27 protein-coding genes and 2 tRNA genes are annotated in these 25057 nt (G+C 61.8%); 16 read left to right on the plus strand and 13 right to left on the minus strand.

The features are described from left to right. Positions 1-46 precede the first annotated feature (46 nt). Positions 47-1747 (minus strand): long-chain-fatty-acid--CoA ligase, encoded by a 1701-nt coding sequence (locus tag AB0O87_RS09760; RefSeq protein WP_363514793.1) that lies wholly within the window; start codon positions 1745-1747, stop codon positions 47-49. A gap of 67 nt (positions 1748-1814) precedes the next feature. On the opposite strand from AB0O87_RS09760, the gene gatC reads away from it, so the two are divergent. Genes gatC through AB0O87_RS09790 form a run of 6 tightly spaced genes read left to right on the plus strand, consistent with a single transcriptional unit; the run spans position 1815 to position 7366 of the window. Beyond that, positions 1815-2114 (plus strand): Asp-tRNA(Asn)/Glu-tRNA(Gln) amidotransferase subunit GatC, encoded by a 300-nt coding sequence (gene gatC, locus AB0O87_RS09765; RefSeq protein ID WP_363514796.1) that lies wholly within the window; start codon positions 1815-1817, stop codon positions 2112-2114. Beyond that, positions 2111-3628: an Asp-tRNA(Asn)/Glu-tRNA(Gln) amidotransferase subunit GatA gene (gatA, locus tag AB0O87_RS09770; RefSeq protein ID WP_363514799.1), complete on the plus strand. Its 1518-nt coding sequence runs from the start codon at positions 2111-2113 to the stop codon at positions 3626-3628. The genes gatC and gatA overlap by 4 nt, the downstream gene beginning before the upstream one ends. Then, positions 3628-5142: an Asp-tRNA(Asn)/Glu-tRNA(Gln) amidotransferase subunit GatB gene (gatB, locus tag AB0O87_RS09775; protein WP_363514802.1), complete on the plus strand. Its 1515-nt coding sequence runs from the start codon at positions 3628-3630 to the stop codon at positions 5140-5142. The genes gatA and gatB overlap by 1 nt, the downstream gene beginning before the upstream one ends. 47 nt (positions 5143-5189) lie before the next feature. After that, positions 5190-6446, plus strand: coding sequence for a DNA polymerase IV (gene dinB, locus AB0O87_RS09780; RefSeq protein WP_363514805.1), 1257 nt, complete (start codon positions 5190-5192; stop codon positions 6444-6446). Positions 6447-6483: 37 nt separating this feature from the next. Then, positions 6484-6801, plus strand: a complete 318-nt coding sequence (locus AB0O87_RS09785; RefSeq protein ID WP_363514808.1) for a hypothetical protein — start codon at positions 6484-6486, stop codon at positions 6799-6801. Continuing rightward, positions 6785-7366 carry a hypothetical protein gene (locus tag AB0O87_RS09790; protein ID WP_363514811.1) on the plus strand — a complete coding sequence of 194 codons (582 nt, stop codon included), beginning with the start codon at positions 6785-6787 and terminating at the stop codon, positions 7364-7366. Before AB0O87_RS09785 ends, AB0O87_RS09790 begins: the two co-directional genes overlap by 17 nt. Here AB0O87_RS09790 and AB0O87_RS09795 read toward each other — a convergent pair. From AB0O87_RS09795 to orn, 6 genes are all read right to left on the minus strand, one after another. Further along, positions 7363-7869, minus strand: coding sequence for a DUF2017 family protein (locus tag AB0O87_RS09795; RefSeq protein WP_363514814.1), 507 nt, complete (start codon positions 7867-7869; stop codon positions 7363-7365). The genes AB0O87_RS09790 and AB0O87_RS09795 overlap by 4 nt on opposite strands. Further along, a complete protein-coding gene (clpS, locus tag AB0O87_RS09800) occupies positions 7866-8159 on the minus strand; it encodes an ATP-dependent Clp protease adapter ClpS (RefSeq protein WP_363514817.1) in 294 nt (97 codons plus the stop codon). The genes AB0O87_RS09795 and clpS overlap by 4 nt, the downstream gene beginning before the upstream one ends. After that, positions 8156-8503: a metallopeptidase family protein gene (locus AB0O87_RS09805; RefSeq protein ID WP_363514820.1), complete on the minus strand. Its 348-nt coding sequence runs from the start codon at positions 8501-8503 to the stop codon at positions 8156-8158. The genes clpS and AB0O87_RS09805 overlap by 4 nt, the downstream gene beginning before the upstream one ends. Positions 8504-8529: 26 nt before the next feature. Beyond that, positions 8530-9159 (minus strand): LysE family transporter, encoded by a 630-nt coding sequence (locus AB0O87_RS09810; RefSeq protein ID WP_363514823.1) that lies wholly within the window; start codon positions 9157-9159, stop codon positions 8530-8532. 92 nt (positions 9160-9251) lie between these two features. Beyond that, positions 9252-9324 (minus strand) — tRNA-His (locus tag AB0O87_RS09815). Positions 9325-9360: 36 nt separating this feature from the next. After that, entirely contained in the window at positions 9361-9987 is a 627-nt protein-coding gene (gene orn, locus AB0O87_RS09820; protein WP_363514826.1) for an oligoribonuclease, read from the minus strand. 86 nt (positions 9988-10073) lie between these two features. Between orn and AB0O87_RS09825 the strand changes: the two genes are divergently transcribed. Continuing rightward, positions 10074-10146 (plus strand) — tRNA-Arg (locus tag AB0O87_RS09825). 1 nt (position 10147) lies between these two features. On the opposite strand, the gene AB0O87_RS09830 is transcribed toward AB0O87_RS09825, so the two are convergent. After that, positions 10148-10414, minus strand: coding sequence for a hypothetical protein (locus AB0O87_RS09830; RefSeq protein WP_363514829.1), 267 nt, complete (start codon positions 10412-10414; stop codon positions 10148-10150). Between the two features lie 92 nt (positions 10415-10506). On the opposite strand from AB0O87_RS09830, the gene AB0O87_RS09835 reads away from it, so the two are divergent. The 3 genes from AB0O87_RS09835 to AB0O87_RS09845 all read left to right on the plus strand — a co-directional run bounded on the left by AB0O87_RS09835 (position 10507) and on the right by AB0O87_RS09845 (position 13237). Beyond that, a complete protein-coding gene (locus AB0O87_RS09835) occupies positions 10507-11001 on the plus strand; it encodes a hypothetical protein (protein ID WP_363514832.1) in 495 nt (164 codons plus the stop codon). Between the two features lie 63 nt (positions 11002-11064). Beyond that, complete coding sequence (gene ettA, locus AB0O87_RS09840) at positions 11065-12744, plus strand: energy-dependent translational throttle protein EttA (RefSeq protein ID WP_363514835.1); 1680 nt, start codon at positions 11065-11067, stop codon at positions 12742-12744. Between the two features lie 16 nt (positions 12745-12760). Then, complete coding sequence (locus tag AB0O87_RS09845) at positions 12761-13237, plus strand: thioesterase family protein (RefSeq protein WP_363514838.1); 477 nt, start codon at positions 12761-12763, stop codon at positions 13235-13237. Positions 13238-13263: 26 nt separating this feature from the next. Here the strand turns inward: AB0O87_RS09845 and AB0O87_RS09850 are convergent, their stop codons facing one another. After that, positions 13264-14157 (minus strand): acyl-CoA thioesterase II, encoded by an 894-nt coding sequence (locus tag AB0O87_RS09850; RefSeq protein ID WP_363514841.1) that lies wholly within the window; start codon positions 14155-14157, stop codon positions 13264-13266. A 50-nt stretch (positions 14158-14207) separates the two neighbouring features. Here AB0O87_RS09850 and AB0O87_RS09855 point away from each other — a divergent pair, with 50 nt between their 5' ends. Genes AB0O87_RS09855 through AB0O87_RS09865 form a run of 3 tightly spaced genes read left to right on the plus strand, consistent with a single transcriptional unit; the run spans position 14208 to position 16241 of the window. Next, positions 14208-14873, plus strand: coding sequence for a hypothetical protein (locus AB0O87_RS09855; RefSeq protein ID WP_363514844.1), 666 nt, complete (start codon positions 14208-14210; stop codon positions 14871-14873). A gap of 49 nt (positions 14874-14922) precedes the next feature. After that, positions 14923-15897 carry a hypothetical protein gene (locus AB0O87_RS09860; protein ID WP_363514847.1) on the plus strand — a complete coding sequence of 325 codons (975 nt, stop codon included), beginning with the start codon at positions 14923-14925 and terminating at the stop codon, positions 15895-15897. Continuing rightward, on the plus strand, positions 15894-16241 hold the full coding sequence (locus AB0O87_RS09865; RefSeq protein WP_363514850.1) for a DUF2834 domain-containing protein: 348 nt from the start codon (positions 15894-15896) through the stop codon (positions 16239-16241). Before AB0O87_RS09860 ends, AB0O87_RS09865 begins: the two co-directional genes overlap by 4 nt. Here the strand turns inward: AB0O87_RS09865 and AB0O87_RS09870 are convergent. From AB0O87_RS09870 to pepN, 4 genes are all read right to left on the minus strand, one after another. Next, positions 16234-17901 carry an FAD-binding dehydrogenase gene (locus AB0O87_RS09870; protein WP_363514853.1) on the minus strand — a complete coding sequence of 556 codons (1668 nt, stop codon included), beginning with the start codon at positions 17899-17901 and terminating at the stop codon, positions 16234-16236. The two genes, AB0O87_RS09865 and AB0O87_RS09870, sit on opposite strands and share 8 nt — an antisense overlap. Then, on the minus strand, positions 17898-18401 hold the full coding sequence (locus AB0O87_RS09875) for a globin (RefSeq protein ID WP_363514856.1): 504 nt from the start codon (positions 18399-18401) through the stop codon (positions 17898-17900). The genes AB0O87_RS09870 and AB0O87_RS09875 overlap by 4 nt, the downstream gene beginning before the upstream one ends. Further along, entirely contained in the window at positions 18398-19483 is a 1086-nt protein-coding gene (locus tag AB0O87_RS09880) for a mechanosensitive ion channel domain-containing protein (protein ID WP_363514859.1), read from the minus strand. The genes AB0O87_RS09875 and AB0O87_RS09880 overlap by 4 nt, the downstream gene beginning before the upstream one ends. A gap of 149 nt (positions 19484-19632) precedes the next feature. Then, positions 19633-22191 (minus strand): aminopeptidase N, encoded by a 2559-nt coding sequence (pepN, locus tag AB0O87_RS09885; protein WP_363514862.1) that lies wholly within the window; start codon positions 22189-22191, stop codon positions 19633-19635. Between the two features lie 123 nt (positions 22192-22314). Here pepN and AB0O87_RS09890 point away from each other — a divergent pair, with 123 nt between their 5' ends. The 3 genes from AB0O87_RS09890 to AB0O87_RS09900 are packed head-to-tail and all read left to right on the plus strand — an operon-like array spanning position 22315 to position 25022. Continuing rightward, positions 22315-23499 carry a ferrochelatase gene (locus AB0O87_RS09890; protein ID WP_363514865.1) on the plus strand — a complete coding sequence of 395 codons (1185 nt, stop codon included), beginning with the start codon at positions 22315-22317 and terminating at the stop codon, positions 23497-23499. 37 nt (positions 23500-23536) lie between these two features. Then, entirely contained in the window at positions 23537-24022 is a 486-nt protein-coding gene (locus AB0O87_RS09895; protein ID WP_363514868.1) for a ribose-5-phosphate isomerase, read from the plus strand. A gap of 1 nt (position 24023) precedes the next feature. Further along, complete coding sequence (locus AB0O87_RS09900; RefSeq protein WP_363514871.1) at positions 24024-25022, plus strand: DNA-formamidopyrimidine glycosylase family protein; 999 nt, start codon at positions 24024-24026, stop codon at positions 25020-25022. Positions 25023-25057 lie beyond the last annotated feature (35 nt).

The following is a 25057-nucleotide window of genomic DNA, read 5'->3' on the forward strand; positions in this document are numbered from 1 at the left end:
TCCCAAGGGTAGCGCGCAATGGCGTGCCGTGTCTGTGAGGACGTCCTCAGCGAGTCGTCGTGAGCGTGGTGAGGGTCTCTTTCACCTGCCGTCGAAGCACCTTTCCGATGAGCGACTTCGGGAGCTCGTCCACGATGTAGATACGGCGAGGAACTTTGTAGGGGGTGAGGATTCCGCGGGTGAACTCGCGAATGGCTTTCACGTCGACATCGCTTCCTGCGTCGACCACGATTGCGGCCACGACGTCTTCGCCCGAGTGCTCACTGGGCATTCCCACGACCGCGGCATCGACCACCTGGGGGTGCTGGCGCAAGGCATGCTCGACCTCGGTCGGCGCCACGTTGAAGCCACCAGTGATGATGAGTTCTTTAATGCGGTCGACGACGCGGACAAAGCCGGCTTCGTCGATTGTCACGATGTCGCCGGTGCGGTACCAGCCGTCAACGAAGACTGCTTCCGTCTCTTCCGGCTTGCCGTAGTAGCCAGAGAAAACTTGTGGTCCGCGCACGACAAGTTCGCCAGCGGAACCCGCAGGCACGTCGTTCCGCGGGTTTTCCGGGTCGATCACGCGGCACTCTGTGCCGGGGAGAGGCAACCCGACGCTCCCAGGCACGCGGTTGGCTGCCACGGGGTTGGCGATCAGCACAGGAGAGCACTCGCTCAGACCGTAGCCCTCGACCAGATAGCCGTTGGTTGCCTCTTCGAAGGGAACAACGAGTTCGTGTGGCAAGGCCATAGCTCCGGAGATCGCAACTTCAACGCCATCGAGCGAAACTCCCTTGCTCTTTGCAGACGCCAACAAACGATCGGCGATCGGTGGGACGAGGGGAAGGAACGTTGCTGGTCGTTTCTTCATGACATCGAGCACCAAGTCGGGGTCGAATTTGGGGAAGAGTACGAGTCTGGCTCCCATCGACATCGCGAAGGTGAGACACAGCGTGAGCCCGTATGCGTGGAACATCGGCAACACCGCATAAACGACGCTTCCGGTTCCCCGCTGGATCGATGGCACCCATACCCGTGCTTGGGCGGCGTTCGCCAACAGATTGCCGTGCGTGAGGGAAGCGCCCTTCGGGGTCCCCGTTGTGCCGGAGGTGTACTGGATGATCGCGAGATCGTTCGTGCCCGGTTGGGGGTGCGATGCGGGCAGCGGCGTCGCAGCAAGCAACGTTTCCCATTTGACGGTGCCGCGCACCTTCGCGGTCAGGGCATCACGCGACTTGCGCGCCTTGGCGACAGGCAACCGCAGAGCGAAGCGGGTGAGTGCGGGCATGGCACGAGTCACATCGACGGAAATGAGGTTCGTGACCGCGAGGTCAGCGGGGAAGTCCTGGACGGTCGCGACGACCTTGTTCCAGACGATCGCGTGCGTCGCACCGTGATCCTCGAACTGCTTGCGCAGTTCCCTCGGGGTGTAGAGCGGGTTGTGCTCCACCACGACGGCGCCGAGTCTGAGCACCGCGTAGAACGCCACGATGTGTTGTGGACAGTTGGGCAGCACGATCGCGACGGGGTCGCCCGCCCGCACACCCAGGTCGCGAAGACCCGTAGCGGCACGGTCGATGGCGCGCTGTAGTTCGGCATAGGTAGTTTCCTGGCCGAAAAACTCCAGCGCGGGGGCATCTGGATAGTCCCGCGCAGAGGTTGCGACGATATCGACCAGCGAACCCTCGACGGGCGGAAGGTCTTCGGGAACTCCCGTCGCGTAGCTGGCGATCCATGGGCGAGGGGGCTCGAACGTGCTCACACGCCCAGCATATGCGCGGTCGAGCAGAGAGCGCGGGAGTTCGAGGCGCGCCAACTAGACTGGGGGAGTGTCTGAAATCACCCCTGAACTCGTACGCCATCTCGGTGTGCTTGCACGCATCCAGTTGAACGATGACGAGGTGTCGCGGCTCACGGGCCAGCTTGACGCGATCGTCGACAACATTGCGAAAGTGTCTGAGGTCGCGACCTCAGACATTGCAGCCACGAGCCATCCGATTCCGTTGACCAACGTCTTCCGCCCCGATGTGGTCGGTCAGACGCTGACGCATGAGCAGGTGCTGCAGAACGCTCCTGACGCCGCAGACGGTCGCTTCCGCGTGACCGCGATCCTGGGAGAAGAGCAGTGAGCGACATCATCCGTCTCGACGCGTCGGAGCTTGCCGCGAAACTTGCCTCGCGGGAGATCTCGAGCGTCGAAGCAACACAGGCGCACCTCGACCGCATTGCTGCCGTCGATGGAGATGTCCATGCATTCCTGCATGTGAACGAGGGAGCGATCGCGGCCGCTGCCGAGATCGACGCACGGCGTGCTGCCGGTGAAGACCTCGGTCCGCTCTCTGGCGTGCCGCTGGCGATCAAAGACGTCCTCGCCACCACAGACCAGCCGACCACGAGCGGCTCGCGCATCCTGGAGGGCTACCGCTCACCGTACGACGCGACAGTGGTTGCTCGCTCGCGTGCGGCAGGAATGATCCCGCTGGGTAAAACCAACATGGACGAGTTCGCCATGGGCTCCTCCACTGAGCACTCGGCATATGGGCCCACGCACAATCCCTGGGATCTCGATCGCATCCCCGGGGGATCCGGTGGCGGCTCAGCAGCTGCGGTTGCCGCTTTCGAAGCTCCACTAGCTCTCGGTTCTGACACGGGTGGGTCCATCCGTCAGCCGGCGCACGTCACAGGAACCGTCGGTGTGAAGCCGACCTACGGAGCCGTAAGCCGATACGGAGCGATCGCGCTTGCATCGAGCCTCGACCAGGTCGGCCCCGTTTCGCGGACTGTTCTTGACTCTGGACTGTTGCATGACGCCATCGGCGGGCATGACCCGAAAGACTCCACGTCGCTTTCCGACCAGTGGCCTTCTTTTGCAGCGGCCGCACGTGAGGGTGCGCGGGGAGACGTGCTCAAGGGGCTCAGGGTCGGTGTGATCCGCGAACTGCCAGATAGCGGATTCCAGCCGGGCGTCGCCTCGTCTTTCCGCAGCGCGCTGTCGATGATGCAGGCGCACGGGGCAGAGATCGTGGAGATCGACGCTCCGCACTTCGAGTACGGTGTGGCCGCCTATTACCTCATTCTTCCGGCGGAAGCATCGAGCAACCTGGCGAAGTTCGACTCTGTGCGTTTCGGGCTTCGGGTGACGCCTGACGGCAACCCCACGGTAGAAGACGTGATGTCCGCGACCAGAGCCGCAGGCTTCGGTGACGAGGTCAAGCGCCGAATTGTCCTCGGTACTTACGCTCTCTCTGCTGGCTATTACGACGCGTACTACGGCAGCGCGCAAAAGGTGCGTACCCTCATTCAGCAAGACTTCGCGAATGCATTCGCCGAGGTCGATGTGATCGCTACGCCGTCGGCTCCGACCACCGCCTTCAAGCTCGGCGAAAAGATCGATGATCCGTTGCAGATGTACCTCAACGACATCACGACGATCCCGGCCAACCTCGCTGGCGTGCCAGGCATCTCTATCCCCAGCGGTCTCTCGGATGATGACGGACTCCCCGTCGGTATCCAGTTCCTCGCTCCCGCACGAGAAGATGCTCGCCTCTACCGTGTCGGGGCAGCGCTGGAAACATTGCTTGTTGACTCGTGGGGTGCGCCGTTGCTGACTCGTGCACCGCAGCTCGCAGGAGGGAACCGCTGATGGCCGCCGCCAAGCTTATGGATTTCGACAAGGCGCTCGAGATCTTCGAACCCGTTTTGGGATTCGAAGTGCACGTCGAACTCAACACCAACACGAAGATGTTCTCGGACGCGCCCAACCCGGCGAACGAGGCTTTTCACGCCGCGGAACCGAACACACTCATCGCTCCGGTTGACCTCGGCCTTCCCGGTTCTCTTCCTGTGGTGAACGAGACCGCCATCCGCTCGTCGATCAGCCTGGGACTCGCGCTCGGCTGTTCGATCGCTGCGTCGAGCCGGTTTGCGCGCAAGAACTACTTCTACCCCGACCTGGGCAAGAACTACCAGATCTCTCAGTTCGACGAGCCAATCGCATACGAGGGCTCCGTCGAGGTTGAACTGGAAGACGGAACGCTCATCACGATCCCGATCGAGCGCGCGCACATGGAAGAGGATGCGGGCAAACTCACCCACATGGGCGGAGCGACCGGTCGCATCCAGGGAGCTGAATACTCTCTCGTCGACTACAACCGCGCTGGTGTTCCTCTGGTCGAGATCGTCACCAAGACGATCTTCGGTACAGATCACCGCGCTCCCGAGGTAGCTAAGGCGTACGTGCAGGCCATTAGGGACATCGTGCGCGGTCTGGGAATCTCGGAGGCACGGCTGGAACGCGGGAACCTTCGTTGCGATGCCAACGTCTCTCTCCGACCGCGTGATCAGGAGAAACTGGGCACACGTACTGAGACCAAGAACGTCAACTCAATGCGTTCGGTCGAGCGGGCAGTGCGGTACGAGATCCAACGTCAGGCCCAGATTCTCGCCGATGGTGGCACGATCACCCAGGAAACCCGGCACTGGCACGAAGACACCGGAACGACGTCGCCCGGCCGGCCGAAGTCGGATGCCGATGACTACCGGTACTTCCCTGAGCCCGATCTGCTTCCGGTCGAGCCCGCTGCCGAGCTCATCGAAGAACTGCGCGCCGCGCTTCCAGAGCAGCCAGTTGCTCGCCGTCGCCGGTTGATGACCGAGTGGGGTTTCACCGATCTTGAGTTCCAGGATGTACGCAACGGTGGTCTGCTTGAGGTTGTAGAAGCCACGATTGCGGCAGGTGCTGCCCCCGCAACGGCGCGCAAGTGGTGGACGGGCGAGATTAGCCGGATCGCGAACAACCAGGAACGGGATGTCACCGAACTCGTGACGCCCGAGAACGTCGCCGCTCTGCAACTGCTCGTCGACGAGGGAACGCTCACAGACAAGCTGGCCCGCCAGGTGCTGGAAGGCGTGATCGCCGGCGAGGGCACGCCTCAAGAGGTCGTTGATGCTCGTGGTCTTGCTGTGGTCTCCGATGACGGCGCGCTGATTGCTGCAATCGACGAGGCGCTTGCCGCTCAGCCCGATGTAATGGCGAAGATCAAAGACGGCAAGGTGCAAGCTGCCGGTGCCGTGATTGGTGCGGTCATGAAGGCGATGAAGGGCCAAGCCGACGCCGCACGAGTGCGTGAGCTGATTCTCGAACGCGCTGCGCAGTAGCGCGTTGCCCCGGGCCTTATGTCTGAGGCCCGGGGGAGAATGGTTCTATGGGACACGGTGACGGCAGAGGACGCATTGTCTCCGCTGCCGACGCTGTCGATACCGGCACGCGTATCTTGCATGTCGATATGGACGCGTTCTATGCGGCTGTCGAGGTGTTAGACGACCCCAGTCTGCGGGGACTCCCGCTGATCATCGGCACGAGAGATGGTCGATCGGTCGTCTCGACGGCTTCTTACGAGGCGCGAAAGTATGGCGTTCGCGCTGCGATGCCGGTTTCGCACGCCCTGAGATTGTGCCCGACGGCGCGCGTCGTTCCTCCGCATTTTCACCGCTATCACGAGGTTTCTCGACAGGTGATGGCGATCTTCGAGTCGTTCACGCCACTAGTGGAACCTCTGTCTGTCGATGAGGCATTTCTCGACGTGCAGGGGGTGCGCAGGCTCTGGGGGAGTCCCGCCCGAATCGCGGAGCTGATCCGAGCCCGCGTCTTGAAAGAGGTGGGCATCACCTGCAGCGTGGGCGTGGCGGCCACAAAGCATGTCGCGAAGATGGCATCCACGATCGCAAAGCCAGACGGGATGCTTGTGGTGGCAGAGAAAGACACACTCGACTTTCTCGCTCCGCGTTCGGTCCGAGCTCTCTGGGGTGTCGGTCCCAAGGCGTCAGAGGCGCTAGAAGCGCGCGGAATTCGCACGGTCCAGGACGTACGCTCTTCTTCGCGCGAAAGCCTTGAGCGCGCGGTGGGTGGTGCGCTGGCTGCGCGGCTCACCGAGCTCGCTCTCGGGATAGATCCACGCACGATCAACACGGAACGCGTCGAGAAGAGCGTCGGTCACGAAGAGACGTTTGAGGAAGACATACTCGACCGGCCGTTCCTGCGCGCCGAGCTCTTGCGACTAGCGGACAGAGTGGCATCGAGGCTGCGACGTGCAGAGTGGGAAACGTCGACGGTGGCGATCAAGATTCGTTTTGACGACTTTCGCACCGTCAATCGATCGCAAACATTGAGTGAGCCCACCGCGGTCGGGCAACGCATTGGAGAAGCAGCTCAAGCACTCTTTGAGCAGATCGATCGACGGGACCCCGTGCGCCTTGTCGGCGTTCGCGCAGAAAATCTCCGCCCTGCGGGTGGGGGCGGGCTTGGTCTCTGGGATGACGATGAAGGCTGGCGAAAGGTCGAAGGAGCGGTCGATGAAGCCATGGCCCGCTTTGGCAGCGCAACGATCAGTCGTGCCCGTCACATCGGCCGAGGAGATGGTCGAGGCGCCGCACAGCATCCGAAAGATCACGGGCAAGAATAGTCGTACGCGCTGACCATTCCTCGGCTAGCGTGGGAGCATGCCGAACATTGCACTAGAACTTGGAAAGCAAGCAGCGTCCTTCGGCGTGAAGAGCGCGTACGGAGAGCCGCAAGACGTCGATGGCGTGAGCATTACGCCGGTCGCCTTCACCTACGCAGGCTTCGGTGGCGGGAGCGGCGAGGGCGCAGAGGGTGGCGGAGGCGGGGGCATTTCGGTTCCTGTCGGTGTCTATGTGCGGCGCGAAGAAGGTCTGCGCTTCGAGCCGAACATCGTCACGCTGGTCGTTGTCGCAGTGCCCTTCGTCTGGGTAGCAGGACGAGTACTCACGCGCGTTATTCGTGCCCTCAAGAAGTGACGATCCCGTCGCAGTAGCGCTCGAGCGTGCTGCGGCGTCGATTGAACAAGACATCCGTGAACTCGCCGCTGTTAATCCGGTGGTGTTGATCGATGGATGTAGCGGTGCAGGCAAGTCTTCGCTTGCTGCGCTGTTGGTGCGGCGCTGGCCGGTACGCGGTCATGTACAACTCGTCGCCCTCGATTCGCTTTACCCCGGATGGGATGGGCTCGATGACGGCGCCGAACGGGCTCGTGAATGGGTTCTGCGTCCGCACGGTCGCGGCTACCTCGGTACCTGGCGGCGGTGGGACTGGGATGCGCAAGCGGAGGCAGAGAGTCATGCTGTCGACCCGGCCCTTGGCGTGATCGTCGAAGGCAGTGGAATTCTTCGCCCCTCGACAGCAGGGCTCGCCGATATCCGGATCTGGGTGGAGGCGGGGGAGTCGTCGCGCAAGAACCGTGCGCTGGCGCGCGACGGCGACACGTACCGTCCGCACTGGGATCGCTGGGCTTTGCAGGAGCGTCTTCACGTCGAGCGAGACAATCCGCGCGCGCTCGCTACCCGAGTGGTAGAGGTTCCTTAGTCGCCGAGTCCCGCACCCGCATCGTCGGCTGCCTCGATCAGCAATTCCAAACGATAGCCCAGCCAGTCGTACACTTCGTGGCGAGCGTATGGGGGCGAGTCGTCCTCGGTGGTGATTCCAAGTCTCGTGGCGACGACAAGGCGGATCGCGGTGAGCGTGCGTAGCCAGCTGTCGATGTCTTCTGCAGGCACTGCGAGCTCGCGCGAGATGAGTGCCTCTGCTTCATTTGCCGGCGAGAATTCTGCATCAAAACTGCCCAAGCCGGAACGCATGCGACGAGCGTCTGCAAGCCTTCGGTCAAGGAGATCATCGCGCGTGCTCTCTGCGAACTCCACGGCGGATGCGACGTCCTGGGGGTAGGGGGTCGGGGTCAGGCGCTCAATGGCCGGATCTTCGTCGCTGCGCGAGGTGTCGATGAGGTCGATGAAATCATCAACCAGTTGCGCAAGGTGATATTCCTCAATGGCGGTGATCACGGTGATGATGGGGGGAGCAGGATTCATGGTGCCTTCCTGACTGTCGCCCACAGACCGTAGTCGTGCATCGCTTGCGCGTGTACCTCCATGGTCTCGCGCGGGCCGGTGGCAACAACCGCATGACCTTCGTGGTGCACTGCCTGCATCAGCGTCGTCGCGCGGTCGATGGAGTACCCGAAGTAGGTGCGGAACACTCGCACCACATAGCTCATGAGATTAACGGGGTCGTTCCACACCACTACTTGCCATGGTTCCAGCGGAGCGGCCTGCAGGTCGGTTGCTTCGTCGAGTTCCGGCAGGCTCGTGGACGCGCTCATGCCCAGCCCAATTCGTGGAGTTGGCGGTCGTCTATGCCGTAGAAGTGAGCGATCTCATGCACAAGGGTGGTGTGGATCTCATCCCGAAGCTCTTCCAATGACTCGCACTGCGCCAGGTGGGGCTCGCGATAAACGACGATGCGGTCGGGGAGTTCCCCCATGCCGTACTGCGTGCGTTCTGGCAGTGCGAGCCCGTCGTAGAGCCCGAGCAGATCTAGGCTGCCGTCTTCTGGGCGGTCTTCCACCACGAACACCACGTTTTCTAACCCCGCGACCATGTCATCGGGGAGTCGATCGAGCTCGTCGATCACAAGTTCTTCGAAGGCTGCGGCGTCTATGTCCATCCCCTCCAGCCTAGAGGCGCATGCTCTCAATGGAGCAGGACGAGGATCGCAGCGACGAGTATGAACAGCGAACCAAAGACTGTATTGAGCACGCGCTGGCCGCTCGTTGTTCTCGTGAGACGACGAAATGGCCTCGCGGCGGCGGCAAAAAATCCCCACATTACGGCGACATCCACGACGATCACGGTGGCCAGAAGTGAGAGATATTGGGGCAGCGGCGGCTCATCGAGACGCACGAACTGCGGAATGAAGGCTAAAAAGAACACGATCGCTTTGGGATTGAGAATGTTCACCCAGAATCCCCGACGGATCATCGACCAGTGGCTTTCGCGGGAGTCGATCGGTACGGGGGCGTCGTCGACGATAACCACGGGCTTCGTGAGAATCAGCCGGACCCCGAGGAACACGAGGTAGGCGGCGCCGGCATACCGAATCCCGTTGAACAGGAACTCGGATTGTGAAACCAGGAGCCCGACGCCGGCAGCGACGACAGCAACATGAACGACCAGAGCGATCTGTTGTCCGATGATGCCCCAAATGGAGCGTCGCCATCCTTGGTTCATGGCGTTCGACATGGTGTTGATCGCTCCGGCGCCTGGAGTGAAGCTGATCACGACAGACGCCGTGAGAAGAGAGAACCAGACCGCTAGTGACACCACGCAAGTCTAGGGCGCGGCGCGATAGAGACTGCGCCATCGCGATAGAACAAAGAAGGCCTGAATCCGAGGATTCAGGCCTTCTTTACGAGGGTGAGTAACGGGACTTGAACCCGCGACATCCGGCACCACAAGCCAGCGCTCTACCAGCTGAGCTATACCCACCATGTGCCCACCGGAGCAGGCAACCATACGAGTGTATTACATGTTCGGAGTGAACTCGGACACGGTGCGGGCTGCAATCTCCCGCGCTTCGTCACTGGAGGGTCCTGGTTCGTCGACGAAGACAGCCTCGCGGTAGTACCGCAACTCCCTGATTGACTCCAGAATGTCGGCAAGAGCGCGGTGCCCGCCGTCCTTTGCGGGCGCCTGGAAGAAGACACGCGGGTACCAGCGTCTCGAAAGTTCTTTGATGCTGGAGACGTCAACGTTCCGGTAGTGCAGCCACTGATCTACCTGCGACATGTACTTCGCGAGGAACATTCTGTCGGTGCCGATCGTATTGCCGGCGAGGGGAGCCTTGCGCTCCAGCGGCACAAAGCGCTTGATGTACGCGAGTGTCTGCGCCTCTGCCTCTTCTAGGGAGACACCGTCGGGGATCTCGTTGATCAGACCAGAGGTCTCGTGCATCTTGGTCACGAAATCGTTCATGTGCTCAAGCGCAGCTTCACTGGGACGAATCACCACCTGAAAGCCCGGATCGATGGGGTTCAATTCGAAGTCAGTGATGACGACGGCGATCTCGACAAGCTCGTCGACCGTAAGATCGAGTCCCGTCATCTCGCAGTCGATCCATACGAGACGATCGTTTTCGGACGCAGATACCATGCCGCCATCCTATCGACGGGTCTGACATTGCCGGCCGGAGCGTGCTTCGAGAATAGGTAGCCGACCGTTGTACGGTAGAAGGGTGCGCCTCCGTAGCTCAGGGGATAGAGCAGGAGCCTTCTAATCTCTTGGTCGCAGGTTCGAATCCTGCCGGGGGCACTTAAGACGAGCGCAGCACGGCGACCGCATCGTCTGGATCCCAGAACTCTCCGACTACTCGGAAACCTCCGGTAGCCAGGTGCAGACGCTCGGCGCGATAACGGAGCCCCAGCGGGTCTGCCACGATGCGGAGATGTCCGAGGACGTGGTTTCTGCGGTCTTGGACGCGCCAGAGATGGTGGGCCGCGCGCACCAGATGCTCACGAGCCGAGCTGATCTGTGGCGGTGCCAGAGGTACCTCTGGCACCGTGGTCAGGCTGTCAGACATAGAAGCTCCTTCCTGGTCTGACGGTATTACCCACCCCCGACATTTGAGGCCCCGCGCGCACCCCGCTCATGCCGTCAACGTAGACTCGGGGCGTGCTTCGTCGATCAGTTTTCCCGCAGACGCGCGCTACGTGCTTCGTCGCCGCGTTTGCTGCAGTCCTCCTGCTTGCGGGGTGTGCCCAGGAGCCAGGTTTGTCCGCGTCACCCTCGCCCACAGTTTCTGCAGAAGAAGGGGCAACCGTTCCTGAGTCTCCCCGCTTGGTTCCCGATGGCACAGCGGAAGACAATCTTCCTGTTTTCACGGCGATTGCCGAAGAAGTGTGGGCGACAGCTGAGCGAGGTGCAGGGCGCGCGTATATAGACGCTCTCGTCGGCGCGGGGTTCGATAAAGCGGCGATGCAGGTCACTCAAGATCTTTCAACTGTCGGCAATCCTGCAGAGAGCATCCAGTTCTCGGTCCGCTGGGGCGAGAGCGAGTGTCTCGTTGGTCAGGTGGGACCGTCAACCGGTCAGGTTGTGACCGCAGTGATGCCGCAACTCGCAGAAGGACGCTGTCTTGTCGGCGTCACGCGATCGATCGACTGGTGATTCGGCCTCAGGCCGGTAGGCTGGAGTGTCGATCTTCGACGCCAACAGAAGGAGCGGTTTTCGGTGGCTGAGTACATCTACTCGATGGTTCGTGCGCGTAAGGCAGTGGGCGAGAAGCTCATCCTCGACGACGTCACCATGGCGTTTCTTCCCGGGGCAAAGATCGGCATGGTGGGACCTAACGGTGCCGGTAAGTCGACGATTCTCAAGATCATGGCAGGGATGGACACCCCCTCCAACGGTGAGGCGAAGCTCTCTCCAGGCTTTACCGTCGGCATCTTGATGCAGGAGCCAGAACTCGACGAGTCGAAGACCGTCTTGGAGAACGTCCAAGAAGGGATCGCAATCAAGGCGAAGCTTGACCGCTTCAACGAGATCTCGGCGTTGATGGCCGATCCTGACGCAGATTTCGACGCGCTCCTCGCCGAGATGGGGACGCTACAGGAAGAAATCGACGCGGCAGACGGCTGGGACCTCGATTCCCAGCTCGACCAGGCCATGGACGCGCTGCGTACCCCGCCGGGAGACGCAGCGATCGCGCCGCTTTCCGGTGGAGAGAAGCGCCGTGTGGCCTTGGCAAAGCTTCTGCTTCAGAAGCCTGACCTTCTGCTTCTCGATGAGCCGACTAACCACCTCGACGCCGAGAGCGTGCTGTGGCTGGAGCAACACCTTCAGGCCTACAAGGGTGCCGTTATCGCGATCACTCACGACCGGTACTTCCTCGATCACGTTGCGGAGTGGATCGCCGAGGTGGACCGCGGCCGCCTGATCGGCTACGAGGGTAACTACTCGACCTACTTGGAGAAGAAGGGCGAGCGACTCGAAGTTCAGGGCAAGAAAGATGCCAAACTCGCCAAGCGGCTCAAGGAAGAGCTGGAGTGGGTTCGCTCCAGTGCCAAGGGACGTCAGACGAAGTCGAAGGCGCGTCTCGCTCGCTACGAGGAGATGGCATCCGAGGCAGAACGCACCAGGAAGCTCGACTTCGAAGAGATTCAGATTCCTGCGGGTCCGCGTCTTGGAAGCGTCGTCATCGAGGCCAAGAAGCTGCAAAAGGGATTCGACGGCCGTTCGTTGATCGATGGCTTGAGCTTCAGCCTGCCGCCCAACGGCATCGTCGGCGTTATCGGCCCGAACGGTGTCGGAAAGACCACGTTGTTTAAGACAATCGTGGGCCTCGAGCCTCTCGACGGCGGAGATTTGAAGATCGGTGAGACCGTCAAGATCAGCTACGTCGACCAGTCTCGCTCCAACATCGATCCCAACAAGTCGCTGTGGGAAGTTGTCTCTGACGGCCTGGACTACATCACCGTGGGCAAAACCGAGATTCCGTCTCGCGCTTACGTATCGAAGTTCGGCTTCAAGGGACCCGATCAGCAAAAGAAGGCCGGTGTGCTCTCCGGTGGTGAGAGAAACCGCCTCAACCTTGCCCTGACTCTGAAAGAGGGCGGCAACCTGCTGCTCCTCGATGAGCCCACAAACGACCTTGACGTCGAGACACTGAGTTCTTTGGAGAACGCGCTTCTCGAGTTCCCCGGCTGCGCCGTGGTCATCACTCACGACCGGTGGTTCCTTGACCGCATCGCAACGCACATTCTGGCGTACGAAGGTACCGACGAGCAGCCAGACAAGTGGTACTGGTTCGAGGGAAACTTCGAGGCTTACGAAGAGAACAAGATCGAGCGCCTCGGAGCAGATGCGGCGAAGCCGCACCGGTCAACGCACCGCAAGCTGACGCGCGACTGACGAGTCGGAGTCTGTAGTGCCTGGTACTCGGCTGCACATCCCCATCCACCTTCGCTGGGGAGATCTGGACGCGTTCAATCACGTCAACAACACCTCGATGCTGAAACTGCTCGAAGAGGCCAGAGTGCGCGCGTTCTGGCGGGCGGGACCCGGCGAAGAAGCGCCGGCTACCGCCGTGCTCGACTCGGGAATCGCCGAGGGGGTACTCACCCTCATCGCACGACAAGAGATCGAGTACTTGGCGCCTGTGCCCTATCAGCGTCGCCCGCTAGAAGTGCAGATGTGGTTCGGCAAGCTCGGTGGGTCAAGTGTTGAGGTCTGCTACGAGGTTCACAACGACCCCGCCGCAGAGCCACGCCAGATCTACGCGCGCTCGACGGCGATCATCGTGCTCGTCGATGCGGCCACGGGGCGCCCAACCCGGCTCACGCAAGAGATGCGTGACGCGTGGGAGCCACACGTCGGGCCATCAATCGAGTACGCCCACCGCTAAGCAGTTGCTCCCTGATGGGGTCGCTGTCAGGCGGATTCCTCTTCGGGAACGCGGATCATGATCTCCTGAGCGACGCTCGCCACAAGCGAGCCCTCGCGAGAATAGATGCGCCCAGTGGCGAGGCCGCGCCCGCCGCGCGCATTCGGAGATTCCTGCACGTAGAGGAGCCACTCGTCTACACGTGCCGGTCGATGCCACCACATCGCATGGTCGAGGCTCGCGACCTTCAGTCCAGGCAATGCCCAATACGCCCCGTGTGCGCGCAGGATCGACTCTTGAATGGTCATGTCGCTGAGGTAGGCGAGTGCTGCTCTGTGCAGGCGCTGATCATCGGGGAGAGGAGCGCGCAGGCGCATCCACACGGCCTGACGCGCGATGCGATCATCTGCTGTCGGCAGGTATAGCGGAGAATCCACGTGGCGAATATCGGCTGCGCGATCGCTCAGCATCCGCAGAGCGCCCTCCGGCAGACCGGTCACGCGCGCCTCATCCGGCTCGAGGTCTTCTGGCGCCGGGATTCCTTCCGGCATCGGTGCTGCATGCTCAACGCCGGGGTCTTCGTCTTGGAAAGACGCGATCATCGAGAAGATGGGGACACCATTTTGGTATGCCTGCGTACGACGCGTAGAAAAGGAACGACCGTCGTGGATTCGATCAACAGCGATCGTGATGCCCTGACTCGCATCCCCAGGTCGAAGAAAATAGCCGTGCATTGAGTGCACGCCGCGGTCTTCCGGGAGAGTGCGCTCTGCCGCGAGAAGAGCTTGCGCGAGGACCTGGCCACCATAGATTCGTCCGGTTGGCATGGGATGCGAAGAGCCGGTGAAGATGTCTTCGGTCGTGCGGGCCTGCGTTGCATCGAGGTCGAGCACCTCAAGTAGTCGCTCGACGGTCTGGATGGCGTGGGTATTCGCGCTCATGGATTCCTCTCTGCGACCGCGGACGCCGCTCCGTTGATAGTTTAGAGCGCGTGCCCCATCCCCTTCTTCTCGCCGACTCCGAGACTGCCAAAGACGTGCTCACGTTCGTGGGCCGCGCGACCAGGATCACCGATGAAGGCGTCAGGCTGCAGGCCGCAGGGGGAGTGCTCGCTCTCACCACTGCGGCACTCGCACCACAGGGCCTCTTCGATCAGACGCCGACCATCCTGGCGATGCGGATCGTGCGTGCAGATGCCGAGCTCGAGTGCGACATCGTTATCGATCAGCTAGAGGCGACGGATGAGGCGCACCGGCTCACTCTTCCGGAGACAGGGCTTTCTCCCGCGTGGGCAGGTGTCGCGCCGCCCAGGGGCGGTTGGGCTGCTGAGGCAACTCTGGATGCATCCGTCATCGCTCAACGTGCCCAATGGGGCATCTCCGCCGTTGCCCGAGGTGCGGCTCCCGGCTCAGGGGAAGAAGCAGTGCGCGCATTGCGTGCCTCCATATGGGGAGAGCCGGACGAGGATCTGGCTGGACTGCCGCGAGGAGTAGCGTTCGCTGCCGACGCGATGGGGTTCATCTCCGGGCAAGAGCAGGTTGCAGTGTCGCGGTCGGGAAGGTGGACCAGGCTGGCGTTTAGTCGTGGGCATGTGCTTGCTCGTGGTCCTGTCGCGTCTGGTCTCACAAGCGTGCGGGGAACGGGCCACGCAGGCTGAGTCACACCCAATTGGATAGTTAGGCTATCGATAGTGCTACTATCGATACATGATGAAATCCACTGAGCCGTCAGCACTTGCCCGAATGTATGCCTGGCATCGGCCACTTATGGCTGTTGCCGCCTTGATGGTCCCGTTGACCATCGTGTGCATCATCGGGTTGATCTTCGATCCTCGTGAGATCACAGAGGCAGCCGCTTGGGCGAAGCCGCTGAAGTTCTCCGTTTCGATTCTGCTTTACACAGTTACCTGGGCATGGTTGATCGCTCACCTGCCTCGCTGGCAGAAGATCGCCCATACAGCGGGAACGATCATGGCTGTTGCACTGATCATCGAGCAGACGGCGATTGTCGGTGCGGCTGCTGCCGGAACGACGAGTCACTTCAATGTGTCTAGCCCGTTCGCAACAGCGGTGTGGGCAATCATGGCGATATCGATCACCGTGTTGTACGTGTGCACGTTCGTCACCACCATCGCCCTCATGTTTATGAAGCTGCCCACCCGGTCGTTGACTTTCGCGCTTCGTGCCGGAGCAGTGCTCGGCCTTGTCGGTCTCGGGCTCGCATACCTGATGACGGGCCCCTCTGGTACTCAGGTTTCTAACTTCGAAGGCGTTGTCGGCGCGCACACTGTCGGGCTTGCAGACGGCGGCCCGCAGCTTCCGGTGCTCGGGTGGAGCACGGTTGCTGGCGACCTCCGCATTCCGCACTTCATTGGGATGCACGCCTTGCAGTTGCTTCCTCTGCTTGCAATCTTGCTGAACTCACTCGGGCGGAAGTGGTCGGCACTTTCACTCGATAAAACTCGGCTGCAGTTGATGGTCGTTGCGGCAGCCGTCTTTGCTGCTACGCTCCTCGTCGTGACTTTCCAGGCGCTCTCCGGGCAATCAATCGTTCAACCTGCCGGCATTTTCCTCGTGGCTGGGTGGCTGATCGTCGCGAGCGGCATCATCGCCTCCACCACCATCCTCGTGATCGGTGCACGTGCGGCTCGGGCTGAGTCCGTTGTGGCGGTGCAGTCATGAAGCGCTGGACGCCGCTTGCCCTCACGTATCTCACGCTGGCGATTGCCGGTCTTATCGTCACGTGGACGTACAACATCATCTCGATCGCCGCTGGTCGCGACTACCTGGGGGACTGGCTGGGTAGCGGCCCATCTGTCTTGTCACTGGTGGGGGACGTGGTGGTCATCATGGTCTGTGCGGCCATATTTATTGTGGTGGAGGGGCGCCGTGCGGGCATGAAGTGGCTGTGGCTGTACATCGTGTTGATGCCATCGGTCGCCGTCGCCTTCGCCTTCCCGCTGTTCCTGGCGATGCGCGAACGTGCATTGGCTCAGCAGAAGAAACTCGGGTCTAGCGTTAGCTAACGAACCCGGCAGCGGCGCGTCCCGCAGCGCGACCAGAAAAGAGGCAGCCTCCGAGGAAGGTGCCCTCTAGCGCTCGATATCCATGTACACCGCCACCGCCGAACCCACTGGCCTCTCCAGCCGCGTAAAGCCCGGGAATCGGCAATCCTTGAGTATCGAGCGCGCGACCATCGAGGTCGGTATTGATCCCGCCAAGAGATTTACGTGTGAGCACGTGTAGCTTGACGGCGATCAGCGGCCCCGCAGCAGGGTCCTGAAGCCGATGCGGTGCGGCGGTGCGGATCAGTTTGTCGCCACGGTAGCTTCGCATCGACCGCAGCATTCCGATCTGCGCGTCTTTGGAAAAATCGTTGGTCATTGCGTTGTCGCGAGCCACAATCTCGCGACGTACGTTGGCGATGTCGAGCACATCGCCGCCTGGGTGCCGCTGCATCTGCTCCAGCAAAGAGTCGAGATCGTTCTCGACGATAAAATCTGCACCTTCGTCGAGGAATGACTGCACCGGTCCAGTGGGGCCCTTGGCGAGGCGCGACCGAAGTAGCAGCCCAATGTCGCGTCCCGTCAGGTCGGGGTTTTGCTCGCTGCCAGACAGCGCGAACTCTTTCTCGACAATCTGGCGTGAAGTCACGAACCACGAGTGGTCGTGGCCGGTCGTTCGAAGGTGCGCGAGCGTACCGAGGGTGTCGAACCCTGGGAAGAGCGGGGTGGGAAGCCGGGTGCCTGTCGCATCAAGCCAGAGTGATGAGGGGCCGGGCAAGATGCGGATGCCATGCGATGGCCACACCGGGTCCCAGTTCGCGATGCCTTCGACGTAGTGCCACATCCGGTCACTGTTGATCAATCGCGCGCCGGCGGTCTCGCTGACTCCGTGCATCGAGCCGTCGACGTAGGCGGGCACTCCGGTGAGCATGTGATTCGGGGGAGTGCCCAAGCGTTCCGGCCATGCAGCGCGGACGAGGTCGTGGTTGCCTCCTATGCCACCGGAAGATACGACGGTGGCACCGGCAAAGACCTCAAAATCTTCGATGACCTCACGCGATGTCGGTGCGCCGCGGCGAGCGCCACTCGAACGCAGCACGCTTCCGCGTGCGCCAGACACCGTTCCATCTGTCATCACCAACTCCGACACGCGATGGCGTGGGAGAACAGTAAGACGGCCTTCGCGCTCACCCTGTTCTACTGCCGCGGCGAACGGAGCAACGATGCCTGGGCCCGTTCCCCAGGTGATGTGGAAGCGGGGGACAGAGTTGCCAGGGCCGATCGCGCCGTAGCCACCCCGCTCAGCCCACCCGACGACGGGAAAGAAACGGACGCCGCGCTGTCGGAGCCATGACCTCTTCTCCGAAGCGGCGAACTGGAGGTACGCCTCTGCCCACTTTCGCGGCCACTCATCTTCAGGGCGGTCGAACCCTGCGCTCCCGAACCAGTCTTCGGTCGCAATTTCGAGCGAGTCCTTGATCCCCAGACGGCGTTGCTCCGGTGAGTCGATCAGAAAGAGCCCTCCGAAAGACCACCATGCCTGCCCGCCGAGGTTTGTTCTCGGCTCTTGGTCAACCAGCACGACGCGCTTGCCCGCATCGAGTGCCTCTGCGGCGGCGACCAGGCCAGACAGCCCCCACCCGATCACCAAAACATCTGTGGACAGGGGCTTAGTCGTCATGAGGTCTCCGTTGAATCCTGACGTGATTGTGCTTGTTGACCCGGTTGTGCTTGTTGACCCGGTTGTGCTTGTTGACGTGATCGGGTTTCCAGCGTGGGGCGTCCACCGGGAGCAGCCCCAATTCCTGATGACTCCATCGTGTTCACCATGGCATGCGCGGCTCGTTCGAGGTAGTCCCACAGAGTCGCCTCGTGCAACGGCGACAGCTGCGCTTCATCAACGGCCATCCGCATATGCCGCAGCCACCGATCGCGTGCATCCGGATCAATGTGGAACGGCATGTGGCGCATCCGCAACCGGGGGTGCCCGCGAGTTTCACCGTAGGTCGTTGGCCCACCCCAGTACTGCTCCAAGAACATCCGGAGTCTGTCTTCTGCAGGTCCGAGATCCTCTTCCGGGTACATCGGCTTCATTACGGGGTCGAGCGCGACCTCTCGGTAGAACACCGACGCGATCTTCGCGAATGTGTCGTGCCCGCCAATTTCATCGTAGAAGCTCACTGCTCTGGATTCCCCTCATCTGTCGACTTCTTGCGGCGCCAAATCCCGCGTGCGGGAACTGCCGGCACACCTGTGACAGCGTTCGGTCGCGTTTTGGGCGGGTTGGCACCTCGCACGCGACGTGCTCCGTCTAGCCCGGTCGGGACAACATCGACCATCCGCGGAACGCCGATCTCATTCTCCAGCAGTGCGCTCCGCAACCGGCGACGCAACTCCTGAGCGACGTCGTCCTTCGCGTTTGCGCGCGCCTTGATCACGATGCGTACGACGAGCGCATCGCCGTCGACGGACTCGAGCCCCCAAAGCTCCGGTGTGTCGATGATGCGGGTGCGCCACTTCGGGTCTTTCGCCAGCTCTTGGGCGGTGTCCAGCATGATGTGCTCGACCTGCTGAAGGTCGGAGTCGACAGGCACGCCAATGTCGATGATGGATCGGGCCCAGCCCTGCGACATATTTCCGATACGGGTGACTTCACCGTTGCGGACGTACCAGAGAGTGCCATTGACGTCTCGTACCTGGGTGATGCGCACGCTGACGTACTCAACAACGCCGCTGGCGAGCCCCAGATCGACGACATCGCCGATGCCGATCTGATCCTCGGCGACAAGAAACATCCCGTTCAAGACGTCTTTGACGATGTTCTGCGCCCCGAAACCAAGTCCAGCGCCAACTGCCGCTGTAAGCAGTGTCAGCGAGCCGAGAAGATCGGGAGCCAAGGCCTGCACAATGAGGATGAAAGCAATGACCACCAGCATCACGTTGACGATGTTCTGCAAAATGGTGCCCAGTGTGCGGGTGCGCTGCACCAGTCTCATGTCCGCCAGAGGCGAGCGCTCCAGCGCCTGTGTGTCTTCGACGGAGGCCTTCGTCTTCGCGCGATCCACGATGCGGTGCACGACGCGTCGAATAACGACGCGAAGCAGGAGTCCGATCACGATGCAGGCGATGATGATCAGAGCGATCGACAGCGCGTTCTGGCCGGCCTCGATCAAGAAGGCCGAGACATTCGTCCAGGTGCTGGCCCACCACGCAGGAAGGTCGCCAATGTCGGCTGGCGGTGTTGTTGCGGAAGGGAGCATCATCATCCTGATACTAGTGATCCGGAATCTGCGTGGGCTGGATAAATCTCCCGACAAAAACGGAGACCACCTGCGGTGTCATAGGCATGTCGCAGGGCGACACGCCTATGACGCGCAGATGATCTCCGTTTTGTGAAGCTCAGTCGTCGAGCTCAGTCGTCGGTGTCGGCGTCGCGAGCCTGGGCTACGAGAGCGCGCTCGACACCGGAGAGGTTCTCCAGCACGAGTCGCCGCAACGCGGGGGACGCTTCTTTGTTCTCCGCGAGCCACGCGCGAGTTGCATCGCGGAGCGCGATGTCGGCGAGCGCGGTCGGGAAGAGTCCAACAACGAGGTACTGCGCGATCTGATAGGTACGCGTCTCCCATACCGGCAACAGCATGTCGAAGTATGCCGGCACGAATTCGCTCAGTACCGACGCTCCTGCGGGGTGCGTGAACCCGAGGGCGGCAGAGCGAAGGATCGTGTTGGGGGCATCGTCACGCTCGATGAGCGAGTCCCATGCCGCCTTCTTGGAAGCAAGGTCGGGGAGGGAGGCACGAGCCTGAGCTGCGAACTCGGCGCCCTTCGCCGTGTTGTCGGCAGCGAGCGCCGCGTTGATGGTCGCAACATCCGTGGCACCGATTGTGGCAAGGCCGACCAGGAGTTGCCAGTTGAGGTCGGCATCGACCTCAAGCCCGGGGAGCGTCTCTTCTCCTGAGCGCAGGCGGCCAACGATCCCCGCGTGTTCTGGAGTAACCAGAGCATTCGCGAACGAGGTGACGAACTGCAGTTGGCTGTCGCTACCAGGGGTGGCCGACTCAGCGAGAGCCCACAGCCCGTCAGCGATCTTGAGCCGCGCTGCTTCCCTCTCAGCGGGAGCAACGTACAGCGTCGCCGCCGTGCGCAACTGCGCGAGCGTGGTGCGAACCGTCGTCGACTCGGTTTCGCGACCGATGTTGCGCAGGACGAGGTCGAGGTATTCCGATGCACCGGTTTCGGCATCGCGCGTCTGATCCCACGCTGCACCCCACACCAACGAGCGAGCCAGCGGGTCGTGAATGTCTGCAAGGTGAGCGATCGCCGTCTCCAGCGAGCGATCATCGAGGCGAATCTTCGCGTAAGCGAGGTCGTTGTCATTCAGGAGCACGAGGTCGGGGCGGGCGAGGCCGTGCAGCTCAGGTACTTCGGTGCGATCGCCGTCGACGTCAACTTCGAGGTAGTGCGAACGGGTAAGCGAACCGCCGCTGAGCGTGTAGAAGCCGATCCCCAGCCGGTGCGGCCGGATCGTCGGATAGTCAGCTGGCGCTGTTTGCGTGATGGCAAAGCGCGAGATCTTGCCGTCATTGTCTTCCGCGATGACGGGCTCAAGCGTGTTGACACCCGCTGTTTCCAGCCACTTCTTCGACCAGGTGCTCAGGTCGCGTCCGCTGGTGGCCTCGAGCTCTGAGAGCAGATCGCTCAGTTCGGTGTTGCCCCAGGAGTGCTTCTGGAAGTACTGCGAGACGCCGGCGAAAAACGCTTCGATGCCGACCCAGGCCGCCAGCTGCTTGAGGACGGAACCGCCCTTGGCGTAGGTGATGCCGTCGAAGTTGACCTGTACGTCTTCAAGGTCATTGATTTCGGCAACGATCGGATGCGTCGAGGGAAGCTGATCCTGGCGGTACGCCCAGGTCTTCTCCATGGCGTTGAACGTGGTCCACGCCTCTGTCCACTCCGTGGCCTCGGCGGTGGCGATGGTCGATGCCCACTCGGCGAACGACTCGTTGAGCCAAAGGTCGTTCCACCACTTCATCGTGACGAGGTCGCCGAACCACATGTGCGCAAGCTCGTGCAGGATCGTGACGACGCGGCGCTCCTTGACAGCGTCGGTCACCTTGCTGCGGAAGACGTAGGTCTCTGTAAACGTGACAGCACCGGCGTTCTCCATCGCCCCCGCGTTGAACTCGGGAACGAAGAGCTGGTCGTATTTGGCGAACGGGTACGGGACACCGAACTTCGACTCGAAGTAGGCGAATCCCTCGCGGGTCTTGTCGAAGATGTAGTCGGCGTCGAGATGCTGCCACAGGCTCTTGCGGCCGTAGACCCCGAGGGGGACGACGCGTCCGGAAGCGCTCGTGAGCTCCGAGAAGGTCGATTCGTATGGTCCGGCGACGAGCGCCGTGATGTACGAAGAGATCCGTGGGGTGGGCTCGAAACCCCAGGTCGCTGTGACCTCGTCGTCGTGCACGATCGGCTCTGGCGTGGGGGAGTTGGAAACGACTTTCCATGCCGCCGGAGCGGTGATGGTGAACTGGAATGTGGCTTTGAGGTCTGGCTGCTCGAACACAGCAAAAACCCGGCGAGAGTCCGGCACCTCGAATTGCGAATAGAGATAGACCTCGTCGTCGACAGGGTCGACAAACCGGTGCAGACCTTCTCCGGTGTTCGTGTACAGGCAGTCGGCGTCGACCACGAGCACGTTCTCAGCCTGCAGATTGCTCAGCGCGATGCGCGAGTCTGCAAAAACCTCGCTCGGATCAAGCTGCTCGCCATTGAGTGAGATCTCGCGGACCTCGTGGGCGATGAGGTCGATGAAAGTGAAGCCCTCAGGAGTCGCGGTGAAGTGCACCACGCTGCGGGAGCCGAAGACTTCGGCACCTTTTGTCAGATCGAGGGCGACTTCGTATGACTGAGTGTCTATGACGTCGCGGCGCTCTTGCGCTTCGATACGGGTGAGGTTCTCTCCAGGCACAGCTGTACTCCCAGGGGTGAGGGGACGTTACCGGGGGATGGCGCAGTTGGCGCCTGCGGCAACCATGACAGCCTACGCCAGCGTGAGCGCCTTGCTACTCTCGCGAGGTGTAAAGATGGAGGGGTGACCGCAACTGCGCCGAATCCCGTCTCCTATGCCTCACCCGCCGCTGCAGGTGGCGCGCCATTTGTGACAACACCTGTTGCCTATGACGCCGTGCTCCTAGCCAGCTTCGGCGGTCCAGAAGGACAGGACGACGTCATCCCGTTCCTTCGAAATGTGACCCGCGGACGAGGAATCCCCGATGAGCGGCTAGAAGAGGTCGCCCATCACTACCGTCATTTCGGTGGTGTAAGCCCGATCAACGCGCAAAACCGCGTGCTAAAGGTCGCGCTGGAGGCAGCGCTTGCCGAACGCGGCATCGACCTGCCTGTCTACTGGGGCAACCGCAACTGGGGTCCTTACCTCGAAGAGGCCGTGACCGAAGCATCGGCGAATGGGCACAACACGCTGCTCGCGTTCTCGACGAGCGCTTACAGCTCTTTCTCTAGCTGTCGCCAGTATCGCGAAGACTACGCACGCACGCTCGAGGAGACCGGGCTTGCCGATACGGTGACGATCGACAAGATTCGTCCGTTCTACGACCACCCCGGTTTTGTCGCCGCGTTCGAGTCGGGTGTGCGTGAGGCAATCGAAGGGTTCCTTGCTCAGGGAATCGCCGCAGCCGATATTCAGATTCTCTTCTCTACGCACAGCATCCCCACCGCCGATGCCGAGCGCTCCGGCGCACGGGACATCGACTGGGGCGAGGGCGGAGCATACGCCGCGCAACATCTCGCCGTCGCTGAGTGGACGATGTCGCGCGTCAGGGAGTCGCTCCCTGACGCCGCAGCTGTGTCATGGGAGCTGGTGTATCAGTCCCGTTCGGGACCCCCCACCCAGCCATGGCTCGAGCCGGATGTGTGCGATGTGATCGCCGAGTTGCCCGGACGTGGACGCAAGGCCGTGGCCGTCGTTCCCGTCGGTTTCATGAGCGACCACATGGAAGTGCTGTGGGATCTTGATACCGAGGCACTGGAGGCCGCAGAGGAGGCCGATCTCGCATTCGTTCGTACGCCGACCCCCGGCGTATCTGCTGCCTTCGTGGCCGGGATCGTCGATCTGATCGAAGAACGTCTGCAGGGGCGCCCCAATGAAGAGCGCGCTCACGTGACATCTCTTCCCGGCGGCTTCGATGTCTGCCGCCCTGGATGCTGTGAGAATGTGCGCGCCGGCTTCAAGCCAGCCGCTGCGGGTGTCGCTCCGTGACATTTCGCTGAACGTCGGCGCTTCTAGGATGGGAATCATGCGCATCCACATCGCCACTGACCACGCAGGGCTCGACTTCTCGACGCAACTCCAGCAACACCTGAGTGCTGCGGGACACGACGTCGTTGACCACGGCCCGATCGAGTACGATGCCGTTGACGATTACCCCGCGTTTTGCATTCGGGCGGCACAGGCCGTCGTTGCCGACCAGCGGGCAGGCGTTGAGGCGCTCGGAGTGGTGTTCGGTGGATCAGGAAACGGCGAACAGATCGCCGCCAACAAGGTCGAGGGCGTTCGTGCAGCGCTGGTGTGGAACCTGTCTACAGCGGAACTCGCGCGGGAACACAACGACGCCAACGTGATCTCCATTGGTGCGCGCCAACATACCTACGAAGAGGTCACCTCGTTCATCGATCGCTTCATTCAGACGCCTTTCTCTGCTGACGAGCGGCACGTCCGACGAATCGGTCAGATCGCCGACTTCGAGAAGGACGGCTCGCTGTTGCCGGATCCGCGAGCCTGAAATGCCAGAGGGTCACTCCGTTCATCGGATAGCCAGACAGTTCGAGCGCAACTTCGTCGGGAAGCCGATGTTGGCGTCGAGCCCGCAGGGGCGCTTCGCCGAAGGGGCAGCGGTGCTCAACGGGCGCGAGGCTGTCAGCGTGCAAGCTGTCGGCAAGCAGATGTTCCTGGAGGCAGAGGGCGACGTGTGGCTGCGGGTGCACCTCGGACTATACGGCGCGTGGGACTTCGCTGGCGAAATTGTTGTTGATCCCACCATCGCGTCAGCGAATGGGCGCATGGGGCAAACCAATCAGCGAGGTACCGCTCTCGAAGCTCCGATTTTGGATACCGCCGGTGAGAACTCCTTGTCATCGATCGGTGCCCCCAGGCGCACCCGCGTCCACGTGCGCATGTCTGAGCAGACGAAGGGCCTCAGCCCAGATGATTCTGAGTGGCCGCCACCGATCGTCGGACAGGTGCGCCTGCGATTGATGACGGACATCACCGCCGCGGATCTGCGGGGGCCCACGGCGTGTGTTCTGCAAACTCCGGAAGAGATGCTGGCTTCGGTGGCGAAGCTCGGACCAGATCCCCTGGTGGGGGATGCGACCGAAAACGAGGAACGTTTCGTCCGAGCCGTGAAGAAGCGGCAGACGGCGATCGCTCTGCTTCTGATGGATCAGGCGGTGGTCAGCGGCATCGGCAATGTGTACCGCGCGGAGATGCTGTTCCGTCAGCAGCTGAATCCGCATACACCGGGACGGGATGTACCGGAAGACATCGTGCGGGAGCTCTGGCTGGACTGGGTTCGACTCCTCGCAGTGGGAGTCGAGACGGGTCAGATGATGACCATGGACGGTCTCTCTGGTGACGCCTACCGGGCAGCGATGGCGAACAGAGACGACCGACACTGGGTCTACCACCGTGCAGGCTTGCCGTGCCGGGTGTGTGGGAGCGAGATCGCGCTTGAAGAGATCGGTGCCCGCAAACTCTACTGGTGCCCGCGCTGCCAGGCGTGAGTGTGCGCGGTTTGTGCTCATCCGATCTAGGCTGA

It is taken from the genome of Microbacterium sp. NPDC076768, assembly GCF_040687205.1.
GTDB lineage: Bacteria > Actinomycetota > Actinomycetes > Actinomycetales > Microbacteriaceae > Microbacterium.